The sequence below is a fragment of the Plebeiibacterium marinum genome, assembly GCF_026013615.1.
GTDB classification, from domain to species: Bacteria; Bacteroidota; Bacteroidia; order Bacteroidales; family Marinilabiliaceae; genus Saccharicrinis; species Saccharicrinis marinus_A.
This window is the reverse complement of the sequence record NZ_JAPDPI010000045.1, coordinates 1-17,021: the sequence shown is the minus strand read 5'-3', so window position 1 is coordinate 17,021 and position 17,021 is coordinate 1. Positions and strand designations below refer to the sequence as shown.

Annotated in this window: 12 protein-coding genes and 4 tRNA genes; 6 read left to right on the top strand and 10 right to left on the bottom strand. The window is 37.9% G+C overall.

The window, feature by feature from the left end; all coding sequences use genetic code 11:
• Window positions 1-68 precede the first annotated feature (68 nt).
• Both lpxK and OM074_RS17215 read left to right on the top strand, forming a co-directional pair.
• Entirely contained in the window at window positions 69-1,148 is a 1,080-nt protein-coding gene (gene lpxK / locus OM074_RS17220; protein ID WP_301201737.1) for a tetraacyldisaccharide 4'-kinase, read from the top strand.
• Complete coding sequence (locus tag OM074_RS17215; RefSeq protein ID WP_301201735.1) at window positions 1,120-1,932, top strand: purine-nucleoside phosphorylase; 813 nt, start codon at window positions 1,120-1,122, stop codon at window positions 1,930-1,932. Before lpxK ends, OM074_RS17215 begins: the two co-directional genes overlap by 29 nt.
• A 143-nt stretch (window positions 1,933-2,075) precedes the next feature.
• Here OM074_RS17215 and OM074_RS17210 read toward each other — a convergent pair whose 3' ends face one another.
• Window positions 2,076-4,655 carry a lamin tail domain-containing protein gene (locus tag OM074_RS17210; RefSeq protein WP_301201733.1) on the bottom strand — a complete coding sequence of 860 codons (2,580 nt, stop codon included), beginning with the start codon at window positions 4,653-4,655 and terminating at the stop codon, window positions 2,076-2,078.
• A 127-nt stretch (window positions 4,656-4,782) separates the two neighbouring features.
• On the opposite strand from OM074_RS17210, the gene OM074_RS17205 reads away from it, so the two are divergent.
• Window positions 4,783-5,796, top strand: a complete 1,014-nt coding sequence (locus tag OM074_RS17205; RefSeq protein ID WP_301201731.1) for an aspartate-semialdehyde dehydrogenase — start codon at window positions 4,783-4,785, stop codon at window positions 5,794-5,796.
• Window positions 5,797-5,860: 64 nt separating this feature from the next.
• Here OM074_RS17205 and hflX read toward each other — a convergent pair whose 3' ends face one another.
• Together hflX and OM074_RS17195 are read right to left on the bottom strand one after the other, a co-directional pair.
• Window positions 5,861-7,081 (bottom strand): GTPase HflX, encoded by a 1,221-nt coding sequence (hflX, locus tag OM074_RS17200; protein ID WP_301201729.1) that lies wholly within the window; start codon window positions 7,079-7,081, stop codon window positions 5,861-5,863.
• Window positions 7,082-7,179: 98 nt separating this feature from the next.
• Entirely contained in the window at window positions 7,180-7,860 is a 681-nt protein-coding gene (locus OM074_RS17195; protein WP_301201727.1) for an energy transducer TonB, read from the bottom strand.
• A gap of 315 nt (window positions 7,861-8,175) precedes the next feature.
• On the opposite strand from OM074_RS17195, the gene OM074_RS17190 reads away from it, so the two are divergent.
• A tRNA-Ala gene (locus OM074_RS17190) sits at window positions 8,176-8,249 on the top strand.
• Between the two features lie 447 nt (window positions 8,250-8,696).
• Here OM074_RS17190 and OM074_RS17185 read toward each other — a convergent pair.
• From OM074_RS17185 to OM074_RS17165, 5 genes are all read right to left on the bottom strand, one after another.
• Window positions 8,697-9,206: an NAD(P)H-dependent oxidoreductase gene (locus tag OM074_RS17185; protein ID WP_301201725.1), complete on the bottom strand. Its 510-nt coding sequence runs from the start codon at window positions 9,204-9,206 to the stop codon at window positions 8,697-8,699.
• A 68-nt stretch (window positions 9,207-9,274) separates the two neighbouring features.
• On the bottom strand, window positions 9,275-10,144 hold the full coding sequence (locus OM074_RS17180; RefSeq protein ID WP_301201723.1) for an AraC family transcriptional regulator: 870 nt from the start codon (window positions 10,142-10,144) through the stop codon (window positions 9,275-9,277).
• Window positions 10,145-10,268: 124 nt separating this feature from the next.
• Window positions 10,269-10,342 (bottom strand) — tRNA-Asn (locus OM074_RS17175).
• A gap of 36 nt (window positions 10,343-10,378) precedes the next feature.
• Window positions 10,379-10,452, bottom strand: a tRNA-Asn gene (locus OM074_RS17170).
• A 37-nt stretch (window positions 10,453-10,489) separates the two neighbouring features.
• Window positions 10,490-10,563 (bottom strand) — tRNA-Asn (locus OM074_RS17165).
• 165 nt (window positions 10,564-10,728) lie between these two features.
• On the opposite strand from OM074_RS17165, the gene OM074_RS17160 reads away from it, so the two are divergent.
• Window positions 10,729-11,709, top strand: coding sequence for an adenosine kinase (locus tag OM074_RS17160; protein WP_301201721.1), 981 nt, complete (start codon window positions 10,729-10,731; stop codon window positions 11,707-11,709).
• Window positions 11,710-11,895: 186 nt separating this feature from the next.
• Here the strand turns inward: OM074_RS17160 and OM074_RS17155 are convergent, their stop codons facing one another.
• Complete coding sequence (locus OM074_RS17155) at window positions 11,896-13,485, bottom strand: alkaline phosphatase family protein (RefSeq protein ID WP_301201719.1); 1,590 nt, start codon at window positions 13,483-13,485, stop codon at window positions 11,896-11,898.
• A 169-nt stretch (window positions 13,486-13,654) separates the two neighbouring features.
• Window positions 13,655-14,017: a DUF190 domain-containing protein gene (locus OM074_RS17150; protein WP_301201717.1), complete on the bottom strand. Its 363-nt coding sequence runs from the start codon at window positions 14,015-14,017 to the stop codon at window positions 13,655-13,657.
• Between the two features lie 456 nt (window positions 14,018-14,473).
• On the opposite strand from OM074_RS17150, the gene fusA2 reads away from it, so the two are divergent.
• Window positions 14,474-16,633 (top strand): elongation factor G2, encoded by a 2,160-nt coding sequence (gene fusA2 / locus OM074_RS17145; RefSeq protein ID WP_301201715.1) that lies wholly within the window; start codon window positions 14,474-14,476, stop codon window positions 16,631-16,633.
• Window positions 16,634-17,021: the final 388 nt, after the last annotated feature.

Sequence of the window (17,021 nt, the reverse complement as noted above, 5' to 3'; positions counted from 1 at the left end):
TATCCCTTGGGGTAGCCTTTTTTCCGTATAAGGAACAAGCAGAAATCAACAGAAACAAAAGCTTAGGTATGAAATTTTTGAAATACATGCGCCTGGCGCTACTTCCATTTGGCTGTACTTATGGTATGCTGATTCGTATCCGAAACCTCATGTTCGACACAGGAAAACTACCTTCAAAAAAGTACGGGATTCCGGTTATTTCTGTTGGCAACATTACTGTAGGCGGAACCGGGAAAACCCCCTTAACAGAACTGATAATCGACACCCTAAAATCTGATTATAAAGTTGGACTGATCAGCAGAGGATATAAAAGAAAAACAAAGGGCGTGGTTGTGGGAACCCAAAACAGCACAGCACAAGACCTGGGCGATGAACCTTTTCAGATCAAAAGTAAATTCCCTGAATTGCTGGTTACCGTAGCCGAAAAACGGGTTGATGGTATTGACAAGATGCTCCAACTACCTGATTCACCCGATCTGGTTGTTATGGACGACGCCTACCAACACCGTTATGTTTCCCCCGGTTTGAGCATTTTAGTGATGGATTACAACAGGCCACTTTGGAAAGACTTTATGCTCCCTGCCGGGGAGTTAAGGGAACCTGTTAAAGGGAAAAAAAGAGCCAACATCATCATCGTTAGCAAATGCCCGCCTTCACTTAGCACAGAACAACAATTATATATTACCCAAAAGTTAAATTTAACCACCGACCAGTCGGTTTATTTTTCTTCTGTTGCATATCAAAATAGTATTTCGTTATTTTGTGATCATAAACAATTAACGCATAAAGATTTTTTAGAGAAAGAAGTATTGTTGGTAACCGGTATTGCAAACCCTGAACCGCTTTTAAAATATCTCGTCTCTATTTGTAAAAAAGTAAGAACAGTGCATTTTCCGGATCACCATCAGTTTACAGAAACTGACATTAAAAGGATTAATCAGGAATTTGAGAAAATTCCAAATGCTGGCAAAATGATTCTTACTACAGAAAAGGATGCCGTAAGGTTTAAAGAAATAATTAACAATACGCATGTTTTAGCGCCTCATATTTGGTACATTCCAATTAAAGTAAAGATGCTAAATAACCAACAGGAAGAGTTTAAGGAGAAAATAATCAACTATGTTAAGCACAATAAAAGAAACAGCTGATTTTATTATTCAAAAATCAAATACAGAAGCCACTATCGGGATTATCCTGGGCACAGGACTTGGCGGCTTGGTAGAGGAAATTGAAATTGAATCAACACTAAATTACGATAGCATCCCAAATTTTCCCGTTTCTACGGTTGAAGGGCATAAAGGGAGACTTATTTTTGGTAAACTGGGTGGCAAAAACATTGTTGCCATGCAAGGGCGATTTCATTATTATGAAGGCTATAGCATGGAAGAAGTTACCTTTCCGGTTAGGGTAATGAAACTGATGGGCATCAACACCCTGATTGTAAGCAATGCAAGCGGTGGCTTAAACCCTGATTTTAAGGTTGGTGATGTTATGATTATTAACGACCAGATAAATATGTTCGGCACCAACCCCTTAATAGGCAAAAATATTGACGAACTGGGGCCTCGTTTTCCCGACATGAGCCAACCCTATTGCAAAAAGCTGGTTGCCAAAGCATTTGAAATAGCTTCCCAAAACAATATTGACCTTAAAAAAGGAATTTACGTAGGTACCACCGGACCTACATTTGAAACACCTGCAGAATATAAGATGTTTCGATTTTTAGGGGCAGATGTTGTGGGCATGTCTACAGTTCCTGAAGTAATTGTGGCGCGCCATATGAACATGACCTGCTTTGGTGTGTCCATAATAACAGACTCTGGAGTTCCCGGTGAAATTGTTGAAGTATCACATGAAGAGGTTCAGGAAGTAGCAGCCAAAGCCGAGCCTACCATGACTTTTGTAATAAAAGAACTAGTAGCCTCAATATAAGCACAAATAACAGCTTCAAACAAAATATAGATAAAGAGTCAAGCAACCGCAAACGGGCTTTTAATACATAAGCACTTTGCGGTTTTTATCTTTTCACAAACAGATTCTTTATGGGCCCCATTGATTCTTGTAATTGATTCGTTTTACTTTTTTGCACCTGCATTTACTACACATACCAGCTTTTCTTTTTTCACATCTCCCTTTAAAGAGAAAATTTCAGCATAAATAAGGTAAATACCCATGGGAGCTTTCATTTTTGAATCCAATACACCTCCCCACTTCACAAAACCTTCGGCATCCAACAATGCATTGTCTACAATAGTTGCCACAGGACGTCCACCCCTGTCAAATACTTTTATCGTGCCTGTATAACCAACCTCAGGCAATTGATAATTAATAACTAAATAATCATTATCACCATCTGCATTAGGACTAAACACATCTTCTTCTAACCATATCCACCTTTTATCATTTTTGCTTTCCTGCACAACCATCTTTTGAGAATTTTGAAGTGATGGCGTTGCAAAACCAGAAACAGAGGATGCCGAATGCCAATTGTTCTCATCATTCGTTGGCCTGTTTACATCCAGCCGCTCTAAGGAAACTCCGTCATAACTATTTAATAAAGCGAAATGCATTTCTTCAGTATACTCCAAAAAATCAATTATCTTACCATTCCCAAGCGTAATGGCAACATTCCCTTTATCGTTATTTAAAGAGGGTAAATCACATTCCAACGACCTCTGGAAGCAACAATCCGTATACCTATCATTCAACCACGAAGTATCTTCACACAGAACCCAGTATTCTCCCGGAAACATCAATTGGTTCTTATCATTCAAGCAATTGAGTTTATCCAATAAACCATTTTGGGCAGATGCCACATTTAAGTCACTAAGATTAATAATTTTATCAGAACGATTGAACAGCTCAATAAAATCATAGCCCCCCGATTCAGGATTAAAAACAAGCTCATTTATACAAACATCAAATGAATCGACCCGCTCCGGAACTCCCAACAACCATTGATAATCATTTACGATTGCATTCCCAGCTACATCGGCTATTGATCCATCAAGCCCCAATACCTTTACTTCCTTCTTACTTAATTTTGAGGCGAGAGTCATTATTACGTTATCTAAATAAATCGAATCGGTAATAATCCCACATACCTCAGCTCCTTCAACTTGCAATGTTCCAACTAAGGTCATTGTATCAATAGCCTCACTAAACCTTATCTGATAAACCGAATCGTTTAAATACGATATATAATTAACCTTAGGTTGTGAACCATCATTATTTTCACCACATACAGAATTAATTTCACCCGGAGTACCTCCATCCAGATCCATAGAGTACTTCCAATTATTACCACTCTGGTCAAAATTCTGATAATCTTTCTTTTCCAACGACCATCCTCCATCCCACTTAAAATCCTTATCCCCGATATTAAGCGGATATCTGATTGCATCTGAAACCTGACCCTCATCATTTACAATAACGATCTCTCCCGAGGAATTGGTCATTGCACCAAACCCGTCAACTAACAACAGCGGTATCTCTCCCATTCCTTCATTACTTTCCAAATCTGCTAAAACAATATGCTCAGAGCTTTGTATATTATATGAAGGAAGAATTGAACTTTTGTCATTAATGATGATTTGATAACCCTCTAACTGTATCGGATGCGGTGTACTGTTATACAACTCCAGATACTCATATTCAGGCAAACCAACAGAAGGCGTGGGGTCAACCATAATTTCACTTATCAGCAAATCAAAACGCTCAGGTTTATAATAACAGTAGTAAATTGTTGTATCACGAATTGTATTCCCATACACGTCTTTAAATCCGGAGATGTTTATTTCACCATGCCCTGCATCATTCACCCTTTCGCCAAAAACAATAAGCATAGCCTCTCCTGACGATTCTGTTTTTGTAATATTCAACAACTCCCCATTTACCCTGATAATAGCTTCGCTAACAGAGTTTACATCCAACTCTTCGGTAAAACCCAACTCCAACAAGCTCCCCTGAATTAATTTATGGCTTACTATTTCAGGAGGGATTACATCACGAAAGGCATTTCCCGTTACATTGATGGGTCCAAAGTGGAATTTTGTACTTCTCGTGGCGGTGAATTTACAATAGATTCCAAAATATTGACTTTGGACTATTTCAGAATCCAACACTCTCCCCTCCTCCACATATACACCTCCTGCTCCAACATCAGTACTCAAAATCCAGTTCCCCAAACGATCCCTTTCAACTTTTATTGAAACACTACATGCAGACAAATCCAATACCTTGTCTCTCCCATCAATGATCCTGATCTCAACGCCGCCTTTACGCCTCCACAACGAAACCTCATCTGACTGACCTCCTATTTTAACATAATAACCCTCAATATCCTCAGACCATATGCACTGATTGGCGCATAAATAAATTACTGAATAATTGGACGATGAGGGATTAAAATCGAAAGAAACATCAAACTGCCAAACGGCATCTTCCACCGCTTCTGATGCAGTAAACAAAAACACCTCAGAAGCTTCCGCCGGAGCGTTTAAACTCAACTTATTGGCACCTCCATCTATAGAAAAACAATCTACATCCCCAATCCATTGAGGAACAGCAGTTAAATCTGAACGTACCCAGTCTTCAGATATTTGACAAAAGCCAATTGTGGGAATAAATAAAAAGAGGAAAAAATAACGAAACATGGTGTCTGGTTAAATGTAAAACTTTATTTTTGCATGATAATTATCATCATCACCAACATAAGGCAATAACAACGTATTGCCTTATTTGATAAGTAAATATATAATAAATTTTTAATTTTTTAATTTAATGAGAGTAGCAATTGTTGGTGCTAGTGGCGCTGTAGGACAGGAATTTCTTAAGGTTCTTGAGGAGCGTGATTTTCCTTTAGATGAATTGGTTTTATTTGGTTCGGCAAGAAGTGCCGGTAAGAAATACACATTCAAGGGAAAAGAATTAACGGTTAAGGAGCTATGTCATAATGACGACTTTAAAGATATTGATATCGCATTAACCTCGGCCGGAGGAGGCACTTCAAAAGATTTTGCAGAAACAATTACCAAGCATGGCGCCATAATGATTGATAACTCAAGTGCTTTCAGGATGGAGGATGACATACCTTTGGTAGTTCCTGAAGTAAATGCTGAAGACTGCAAAAATGCACCACGCAACATCATTGCCAATCCAAACTGCACCACCATTCAAATGGTTGTTGCACTTAAGGCATTGGAAAATATATCCCACATCAAAAGGGTACATATTTCATCATACCAGTCGGCAAGCGGTGCTGGTGCCATGGGAATGGCTGAATTGGAGCAACAGGTAAAAGAATATGCAGAGAATAAAGACTTAACTGTTGAAAAATTCGCGCACCAGCTTCTTTTCAATGTAATCCCTCATATCGATGTTTTTACCGATAATGGATATACAAAGGAAGAGATGAAAATGTATAATGAAACCAAAAAAATTATGCATTCTGATATTGAAGTGAGTGCTACAACAGTACGTGTTCCTGTTATGAGAGCACACTCCGAAGCTATTTGGGCAGAGACAGAGAGACCTGTATCTCCGGAAGAATTCAGGACAGAATGTGAAAAAACCAAAGGCATCACGGTTATTGACAACCCGGCAGGAAACGAATACCCAATGCCGTTTAACCTTGCCGGAGAAGATGATGTTTTTGTAGGAAGGATCAGGAAAGACATCTCTAATCCAAACGGAATTGCATTTTGGTGCGTAAGCGACCAGATTAAAAAAGGTGCCGCATTAAACGCAGTGCAAATTGCCGAATATATGATCGAAGCAGGATTGGTAAAAAAATAACACAGCAATATATAAAAAAGCTACCCAAGGGTAGCTTTTTTATTGTAAATATCTTTAATCTTCCCTATAACTCTTCCTCATCAAAATTTATATTGGGATATAAAAAGTCGTTATAAGGGAATCGGGCAGTATGAATTTTCCTCACTTCATCATATACCAATTCTTTAAATCCATTCAAATTTTCCTTGTTTCTGGCCGAAATAAAGACCGTATCCACATCCTTAGCCATCCAGGTTTTCCTTAAGTCTTCCAACGAATAGTTTTCTTGCTGCATAGGCGTCAGGTCATCCGCATCTTTAGGAATATATTTAAAGGCGTCGATCTTGTTAAAAACCATGATCATTTTCTTATCTCCACACTCCAACTCCTGCAATGTTTGGTTCACAACCTCAATCTGTTGTTCAAAGCCACCATGCGAAATATCCACAACGTGCAACAATATATCTGCTTCCCTTACCTCATCCAGGGTTGACTTAAACGAATCAACCAAATGATGGGGCAATTTACGGATAAACCCAACCGTATCTGCTGCAAGAAATGGAAGGTTTCCCACAACTACCTTACGAACAGTGGTATCAAGGGTGGCAAACAGCTTATTCTGTGCCAAAACCTCCGACTTGCTAATGGTATTCATAAGGGTAGATTTCCCTACATTTGTATAGCCCACCAACGCAACACGAACCATCTTACCCCTGTTTTTTCGTTGAGTAGATTTTTGCTTGTCTATTTTAGCCAGGTCAAGTTTTAACTTGGTGATCTTATCCCTGATAATCCTCCGGTCTGTTTCAATTTCCTTTTCACCAGGACCACGCATACCAATACCCCCCCTTTGACGCTCCAGGTGGGTCCACATACGGGTTAACCGTGGCAACAGATACTGATACTGCGCCAGTTCCACCTGCGTTTTAGCAGCTGCCGTTTTCGCATTTTTAGCAAAAATATCCAATATCAGGTTTGTCCTGTCAAGGATACGCACCTTCAATTCCCTCTCAAGGTTTCGCAACTGTGAAGGACTAAGTTCATCATCGAATATCACTGACTGAACTTCATGAACCTTAACTCCTTCCAAAATCTCATCCAGCTTCCCACTTCCCACGTAATATTTATTATCCGGCATAGGAAGGTTCTGGGTATACCTGGCCACAGGGATTGCACCTGCCGTTTCGGCTAAAAACGCCAGCTCTTCCAGGTATTCATTTAACAATGGCTCAGTAATACCGGGGGTACGCAGCCCAACCAATATTACTTTTTCAAGTTCTTTCTTTGTTGATATTTGCTCTATCATTCAGTATTAATTAATCCTTCAACAAATTCAATTAGCGCACAAAGATACAAAAAAAGGGGCATCCGTATAGATGCCCCTTGATATGATAACATAAATTGTTACTGTAATACAAAGTTGATAGGTACAGTATAAGATACCTTAACTGCTTTACCACGTTGCTTACCTGGTTTCCACTTAGGCATGGATTGAACCACGCGGATAGCTTCCTTATCTAAGTTTGGATCCACACCACGTGCAACTTTCACGTCCTTAACGCTTCCGTCAGTACCAACAACAAACTGCACATAAACACGACCCTGAATACCGTTTTCCTGCGCAATTACAGGATACTTAACCGATTGAGCAATAAATTTTCTCAATTCAACATCTCCTCCAGGGAACTGAGGCATTTCCTCAACAATAAAGAACACAGGTGCATCATCAGTTTCCTCTTCTTCCAGCGAAACATCAAATTCTACTTCTGTATCTTCATCAATTTCAGTATCCTCAATATCAAGCTCTTCTTCAAGCTCAACATCATCATCTACAATGTTTAATACATCGGTAACCTTTGGTGGTGGTGGTGGTGGTGGTGGCTTAACTTCTTCCTGTCTGGTGATAGGAACAATTTCCTCCTCAGCGTCTACGTCCTCAACCATTTCGAACTGATCACTGCTCACATCGCTAGTAGACCATTCAAAAGCAGCAAAGACAAGAGCCAAAACCACTACTAAACCAATCTGCATAAAAACTCTCTTTTTATTTTCCAGATCTGCTTTTGGCGACTTTTTTACTTCCATAATAAAACTAAATTTTGATGCCTAAAGTTAACCATTTTTCAATGGCTTATCAACTATTAATTACTTATATAAAATTACTTCAAAAAAATTGAGTGCATAAAAATAGGACTTTATTGCAAAAAACGAATGTATTTGTTCTTTTTTTTCATTTTAAACATTCGTTTGAACATATTTTTTTAATAGTAAAGTTCTCTGGTATGTTTTTGAGCAGTTTTCCTCTATTTGTCACAAAAGCTTTTTTTTATTGAAAAAAGATGTATATTTGCACTGCTCAAAAAAATAGCACTGTAAAATATTACAAGCTATATTTATTACGGGGGATTAGCTCAGTTGGCTAGAGCGTTTGACTGGCAGTCAAAAGGTCATCGGTTCGATTCCGATATTCTCCACATTGAAAATAAAGGCGTTCGGAGGCTTCCACTCTGGGCGCTTTTTTTTTATTAGTTCCCTACAAATACCCTACTATTTGCCCACACCGGCATCGCACCTTCCAGGGGACAACAATGCACCAAATACAGAACTGGCTTATACATTCTTCATATTTTCTTCACTATTCCTGCACAATAAAACACAAAACAGTGAAGCAGTAGTGAAGGAATAGTGAAGGAATAGTGTAGAATATGTGTTGTAATTGCATATTTGGTATAGAGCAGTCACCTATCAGGTGTGTTGCAAACACTCATATCAAGCACAAAAGAATCTAACTACATTCTACCCGAACGACCCAATTGATAAGAAACCATCTCTTTCATTGAACCTTTGCATGAATTAAATTCACAAAAAAAGCCTTTGAAGCTATCCCCAAAGGCTTTAATACAAAATCTTCAATTCATTTATTAAAGAAGCCAATCTGCGTATTCTTTTGCATTCGACTCAATAAATTCATTTGTAATACCCTGATTTGCTCCATACAATCTGTGCGTTGGCAATAACTCACATCCACAATATTGAAACGAAACATATACAGGTTTCAGCAATTCTTCCAAAGAAACCATTGTCTCATAAGTTTCTTGCGAACCACCGGTAGAAACAGCAAAGCCAACCTTTTTTCCTTTCAGGTTATCCCCACCTAGTCCAAATGCCCAACCATAAGTTAAAACTTGATCCATATACTGTTTTAATGCAAAAGGAACATTAAACCAATGCAAAGGAAATTGAAAGATAATTTCATCATATTTAGATAATAACTCTTGCTCAGCAGCTACATCAATCTTTAAATCCGGATACTTTTCATACAATGAATGTATTGCAATCTTTTCCGAATGTTTTCCTAACTCATTTACCCACTTACTATTTATTACCGAACCCTCAATATTTGGGTGTGTTACAATTACTAATTTTGACATCTTTTTATCTTTTATTATTTTGAAATCAAAATTATACGATTCAAAACATTATACCCTATCATTTTGCATCAATTCTTATCATTTTGAAATTTTTTGCGATAATCAACTGGTGAAACTCCTTCTGTTTCTTTAAAAAAACGAGTGAAATTTGACGGTGCTGAAAAATTAAACTTATACGAAATCTCGGATACAGTACTACACGATGCCAACAATTCCGTTTTACAAGCCAGCAAGAGCTCATGTTTTATAATCGCGCTTGCATTTCTTCCCAAAATATCCAAACACAACTTATTAAGGTGATTACGTGTAACTCCCATTAATTTAGCATATTCATTCACAGTTTGTACCGAATAAATATTACTCTTTATTAATGTTTTAAATTTAATAATTTCTGAGTTTGTATTTAAAGCTTCTTTTATATTAAAATAACTAACATAGTTTCGATTAATCTCAAGCAACAATTGATACAAATAGGCGTTTAATAAATAGCTACTATCCTCTTTAAGATTTTCTATCTCCCCAATAATTCTATTTAATAGAAAACAATAATTACTGCATGCTCCATCTTTAATTGGTAAAATAGAGTGGATACTATTAAAATTGAAACACTGTAATCGGTAAAGGAAAAATGAATCTTTCAAGGTATACTCAAATATCTCGTCTTCAAAAAACACCACATATGAAGTATCATCAAAAGAAACATCCCACTGCCGAGCAACAAGAGGAGGCAGTAAAACGATACAGGATCCATTTAATTCATGCCTTTGATCCTCTATCGTAACAGAACCATTGGCTTCAGTAAAGAAATACACTTCATAAAACAAAGTAGTATGAATTTCTTTCAAGGAAGTACTAAGAGCAGAGATCTCTTTAATATTCAGGCAGTCTATTAATAATTCCCTGCTATACTTATTTCTATTGAATTCAAAAGTTCGCATTTTCTATATTCAAAATTACGATGCAAAATAACAAATGCACTTAAAAAATGAATAATACTCGAAGTAATTAGCGAGAATTATATACAAAAAAAAGAGACCTGAAATAAATCAGATCTCTTTTCCGCTCCCCCTCTAGGACTTGAACCTAGGACCCCCTGATTAACAGTCAGGTGCTCTAACCAGCTGAGCTAAGGAGGAATGTTATTACACTTGTGTAACCTGTATTTTAAAATGCTCCCCCTCTAGGACTTGAACCTAGGACCCCCTGATTAACAGTCAGGTGCTCTAACCAGCTGAGCTAAGGAGGAATGAGAGTCACTTTATGTAACCTGTATTTTAAAAATGCTCCCCCTCTAGGACTTGAACCTAGGACCCCCTGATTAACAGTCAGGTGCTCTAACCAGCTGAGCTAAGGAGGAGTATTATTTTATTCCTTTTTCAAAATTTTCATCAGTTTCACCTTGTCGTTCCAAGATGTCTTTTTCACAAATGCGCTGCGAAAGTAAGTGGAAATTTAAAAATATGCAATATCTTTGTGAAAAAAATATTAAAAATTTTCTACTTAAAATATTAAATAGCTGATTATGAGCAAAGTTCTTGGAATGGGAAATGCACTTGTTGACATACTAACAAGGATGGAGGATGACGAATTACTGAAAAGATTGAATTTCCCTAAAGGAAGTATGCAGTTAGTCGATGCAGAAACATCATCGGCGGTATTGGAACATATTTCGCACTTAAAAACAGAACAGGCCTCAGGAGGTTCTGCAGCAAACACCATCCATGGCCTATCTTGCCTTGGTATTTCTACAGGTTTTTTGGGCAAGGTTGGAAACGACGACCTGGGCAATTTTTTCAAGAAAGACATGAGCGAAAATAATATTGAGCCCAAACTGCTAACAAGCAATAAAGAATCAGGAAAGGCCATTGCCTTGATTAGTCCCGACTCTGAAAGAACATTTGCCACATTTTTAGGTGCAGCCGTAGAGCTAAGTCCGGATGACATTATTGAAGAGCTGTTTCATGGCTATACGCATTTTCATATTGAAGGATATTTGGTATACAACCAACCACTAATTGAAAAGGCCCTTCAATGTGCCAAAGAGGCCAAACTTATAGTTTCACTTGATTTGGCAAGTTTCAATGTAGTTGAAGACAACCATGCATTTTTAAAAGATATGGTTTCAAAGTATGTTGATATTTTATTTGCCAATGAAGAAGAAGCAAAGGCATTTACTAAAAAAGAAGAAAAAGAAGCCCTGGATTTAATGGCTGAAGATTGCAATATTGCTGTTCTGAAACTAGGTAAAAAAGGTTCGTTGATCAAGCATTTCGACACCACTTTTGAAGTTGGCATCATCCCTGCCCAAAGTATCGATACAACAGGAGCCGGCGACTTATACGCTGCAGGATTTTTATATGGATTATTAAACTTGTTACCTTTGGATAAATGTGGCGAGATTGGCGCCCTTTTATCAGGAAATGTAATTGAAGTTGTAGGTCCTAAAATGGAACAAGAACGTTGGGACAAAATTCACTCTGCCCTGGAAAAACTGAAAAACTAAAGATTTTCATAATACGTTAACCACAGAGTCGCCAAAAACTCAAAGAAACACAGAGCAATAATATATTCTTTATAATTCTTTGAGTTTTTTGTGTCTCGTGTGGTTCAACTAATAACCAGGTTATACTTTCTGTTAGTAATTTCAGCGTTTGTTTGCCTTGGCGCAAACTCCACAAATTAGCATGATTTATTTCAATATCTCTTTTAAAGGATTACCTACAGCTCCATTTGGACGGGGGATCTCAAGCAATGCGGATATAGTTGGAGCAACATCTACAATTTTCACCTTGTCAATCACCTGCATAGCTCTGGCTTTCCAGCCATAAAAAATCAGCGGGATGGTACATTTTTCAGAATTTAAAGTGGACACATGCTGCTCTTCAGTCTCTTCAATCCAACCTGGTTTCAATGTAATAAACAAATCTCCCGATCTTCCAAAATAATACGATTTTTGCATCAAACTATACATCCCTTCGGTATAGTTGCTGGTTCTTAAGTTAAGTCCGGTAATGGTATTTTGTACCCCCGACACTTCCAGTAAAAACCGGGCTGCCTTATCCTGAATTTCCTCAAAAGAAACTCCATTTTCTTTAATCAGTTTATGATTCAGGTAATATTGTTTGTTTTGATACCCTTTTACCCATTTCCCCTGGCCATAGATAGCCATCAAATACAAATTGAGCAAAGCTGCTGTTTTTGTCCCGTTAAAATACCCGGTACTGATATTATACTGCTTTAAGGTTTCAACACCCCAGTTCATAGTTGGGGTAGATGAAAAAACAAAGAGCGTATGTTCCAATCCCACATTTTCCTTCACAACCTGGATAAAGGTTTCTATCTGTTCGTCAAGCCTCAGGAGCATATCTTCAATCTCGGCATCAAAAAGCTCTACCTTACTGTTAAGAAATGGCTTGCAGGTAAAATGTACCGAAAGCATATCCGTAAAATCGTCTTTCCCAAACCCTTCATTGAGTAGCAACGCAGCGGCAAAATCCCTCACCAGATAATTTTCAAACGGCGTTCCTAAAATTTTCTGATATGGAGTTGTGCTTTCCGATTCTTCATGTAAATCATACAAAAAATGTCTTTTCCCCTGTTCCCCGGTCATATACTCATGGTATTTTCGCAAATCGAATGCCGGTCCCCATTGCCTTTTAATATACATATCGGCAAATTTCATGGAGTTAAACTTATCAACCCATGGCTTTACCGAATCGTTTAACGAGGTAATGATATCACCACTGGTTTTATCGAACCAAAATTTAGATACATTTTGCGAATTGGCATAAAAAGCATTTGATTCAGCATCCAGTCCAATAGTTGCAATTTTCGACTTTCCCCTGGTAATCATTAATAATTCATCGGCAAGGGTACTGGTTTGAATTTTTGCGGTTACAATAAGTCCTGAATCGGGATGGCTTTCAATATCGGGAGCCTCAAACGCATAGGCATTTTTAACTGCAGATTGGTTTATGTCGTACCACTTTTCGTTGATGATTCCGTGAATACCCGGATAGGCCCCCGTAAAAAGGTTGAGCAACTTGGTGCCCCGGTAAGATGAAGCACTTTGAAAGTCAGCATTATGGTAAAAAGTGCCTTGGCGGATCAATTGATTAAACCCATGCTGGCTGAATTTATTGCGGAATTTTAGCAGGTGCTCCGTCTGGAGCTCATCAATATTAACAAACACGACAAGCTTAGGCGATTGGGCACGCATATGCAAATGGGTGCAAACAACAAGGGCAACAAACAACAGGATAACGCGTAATCTTTTCATCTCAAAATAATTTTTACTTTCAAAGGCATTCGATGCCTGTCTGCGAGTACAGACATGAAACTCCCTTATAATGCATCTCCTGTGTGAGAAACATTTCACTTGGGTTGTTTCTTGCTGCCAAAATAAACAGCTAAAAACACAATATCCAAAAAATATTACTGATTATGCGTTAATGTGATTTTACTTTTTCGTTTTTCCGGTATAAAACAATGTCCACATCTTCAATGTAAACAACGCCTGCTCCATCCGCTTTTTCAAGAAGGCTGGAAACCACTTTTGAAAAGTCTTCAATACGTTCCGCTTTATCAACTATTTCAATAATGATGGGTGGCTCATATGAAATATCAAAAGTTTTAGAAGAATCGTTAAGGCCGTTTGCTCCGTACCCCATATATCCCTTGATAACGGTAGTTCCGGCTAAAGTATACTTTTTGGCAGCAAATACAATGGCCTCATACAAAGAACGCTGATAAACTTTATCGGATTCTTGAATAATTATCTTTAGTTTTTTCCCTTTTCCCTCTAGGTTCATAGTGTTGCGCTTTAAATAAAAACCGTTTGAAATCCATACATCCCTCCATACATATCATCTGCTACAGAAACAACAGGAAGCCGGAATCGCCCAAATCGGCATGTATCAAATTACGACTAAATATGCACACAATCAACATTAAACCAGAAAAACTTTGAAAGCAAAATTTTTAAAACAATAAGCAAAAAAGTTTGTGTTAAAGATGAAGTTTACTATCAGGTTACTTGATTCTTACCTAAATATTATTAATTTTAATGCATCGTTAGAAATCAATTCAAGGAAACTGGAACTGGTTTCGCATCCTGAAAATGTCAGGTAAAAAATCCCTTAATTTATTAACATGGTCATCTCCGCTAATCAAATATTCATGTGTTTACAGTGATTTAAAGCCTGCAACAGCCGGGCTATGCTTAAAGTATGAAATTTGATTATTGAGAGACCGCAAATTTAAGTTTTATGAAGGTATATCAAGCAAATCAAATTAAAAACATAGCCCTTCTTGGAAGTTCAGGCTCGGGTAAAACCACTCTCGCCGAGGCTATGTTATTTGAGGGTGGTGTTATTGACCGCAGAGGCAATATCAACAATAACAGTACTGTTTCTGATTATCATCCGGTAGAACATGAGTATGGGTATTCTGTTTTTTCATCGGTAATGTATACGGAATGGCTTGAAAAAAAGCTGAACTTCATTGATACTCCGGGATCAGATGATTTTATTACAGGCGCAGTAACTTCATTGAACGTAACAGATACCGCTTTAATGCTTCTAAATACTACCCAGGGGGTTGAGGTAGGAACACAAAACCTTTTCAGATATACCGAACAATATAAGAAACCAGTAATTTTTATTGCCAACCAACTTGACCACGAAAAGGCAAACTTTGAACTGACTATTGAACAAGCAAAAGAAAGCTTTGGAAGCAAAGTAGTTATAGTACAATATCCAGTAAATGTAGGAGAAGGCTTTAATGCATTGGTTGATGTGTTAAAAATGAAGATGTACCAATGGGGACCAGATGGTGGTAAGCCCGAAATCCTGGATATCCCGGCAAGTGAAAAAGAAAAAGCTGATGAATTGCACAATGCTTTGGTTGAGGCTGCTGCAGAAAACGACGAGGACCTGATGGAACTTTTCTTTGAAGAAGGCACCCTTAATGAAGACCAAATGCGTGCCGGTATGAAAAAAGGGCTGATAGCCCGCGACTTATATCCTGTTTTCTGTGTTTCTGCAAGTAAAGACATGGGCGTTCGACGCCTGATGGAATTCCTGGGAAATATTGTTCCTTTTGTATCTGAAATGCCAAAGCCTATAACAAAAGATGCACAAGAGGTAAGCTGTTCTGCAGAAGGCCCTTCTTCTATCTTTGTTTTTAAAACAAGTATCGAGCCTCACCTTGGCGAGGTATCCTTTTTTAAGGTAATGTCGGGTAAGGTAGCTGAAGGCATGGATTTGATTAACATGACCAAGGGTGCTAAGGAAAGATTGTCGCAATTATACTGCGTGGCAGGAAGTACACGTTCTAAAATATCAGAACTTGTTGCTGGTGATATTGGTGCTACGGTTAAGCTTAAAGAAACAAAAACCAACGACACCCTTAATGGCAAGGGATGCAACTTTGTTTTTGAGCCAATCCATTATCCAGACTATAAATTCAGGACTGCTATACGGCCTGAAAACGAACATGATGATGAAAAATTAGGGGAAATATTGCAACGCATGCACGAAGAAGATCCAACCCTGATTATTGAATACTCAAAAGAATTAAAGCAGATTATCATATACGGACAGGGAGAATTCCATTTAAATACCATGAAATGGCGTATTGAACACAACGACAAGATCAATATTGTTTTTGAGCGCCCTAAAATACCTTATCGCGAAACTATTACCAAAGCTGCAAGGGCCGATTACCGCCACAAAAAACAGTCTGGTGGTTCAGGGCAGTTTGGTGAAGTACATATGGTAATTGAGCCTTACGAAGAAGGCATGCCAGATCCTACATCATATAAATTTAACGGACAGGAATTTAAAATGAATGTTAGAGGCACTGAAGAACATAAGCTTCCATGGGGCGGAAAATTGGTTTTCCACAATTGTATTGTTGGTGGGGCTATTGATGCCCGCTTTTTACCCGCCATATTAAAAGGAATCATGGAAAAAATGGAAGAAGGCCCTCTTACAGGCTCCTATGCACGAGACATCAGGGTTTGTGTTTATGACGGAAAAATGCATGCGGTTGACTCCAATGAGATATCATTTAAACTAGCAGGACGAAACGCCTTTAGTGCTGCATTTAGAGATGCCGGGCCAAAAATTCTAGAACCTGTATATGAGGTTGAAGTTAAAGTTCCTTCAGACAGGATGGGTGATGTGATGAGTGACCTTCAAGGCAGGAGAGCTTTGATTGAAGGCATGAGCAGTGAAAAAGGCTTTGAGGTTATCAAAGCAAAAGTACCGTTAAAAGAAATGGACAAATACTCTACTTCATTGAGTTCTATTACCGGTGGCAGGGCCATGTTTACCCTGAAGTTTTCACGTTATGATATTGTGCCACACGATGTGCAGGAAATATTATTGGCTGATTACCAAAAAGAATTGGCTGAAGCCCATTAATCAATAGTTCGTTAGTTTTTTATAAGTGTTAGATTATGAGATACTTAATATAATCAACTCAAGTTAGGTAAAGATCTTATTTTAAGCATCTTGCAAATAAGTCTCTTATCTAAAATCTAACGATCTGTTAATTAATATAACGTCATAATAATTATTTGCATCCGATGTTGGTTTATACTGGCATCGGATGTTTTTTATTACCTTCTCACCAGACGAGGTCACCGGGAAAACATGTATGCCAAGCTATAAAACTTCCGTTTCTAATCTCATTAGTTCGTTAAATTTTTATAATGTACTGATTCCAAATACATTGAATAATTTATGGCAAAATTATTATCTTATTGATTTTAAGCGAATTGTAAATCAGTCTAATGTCTATTATCTAAAA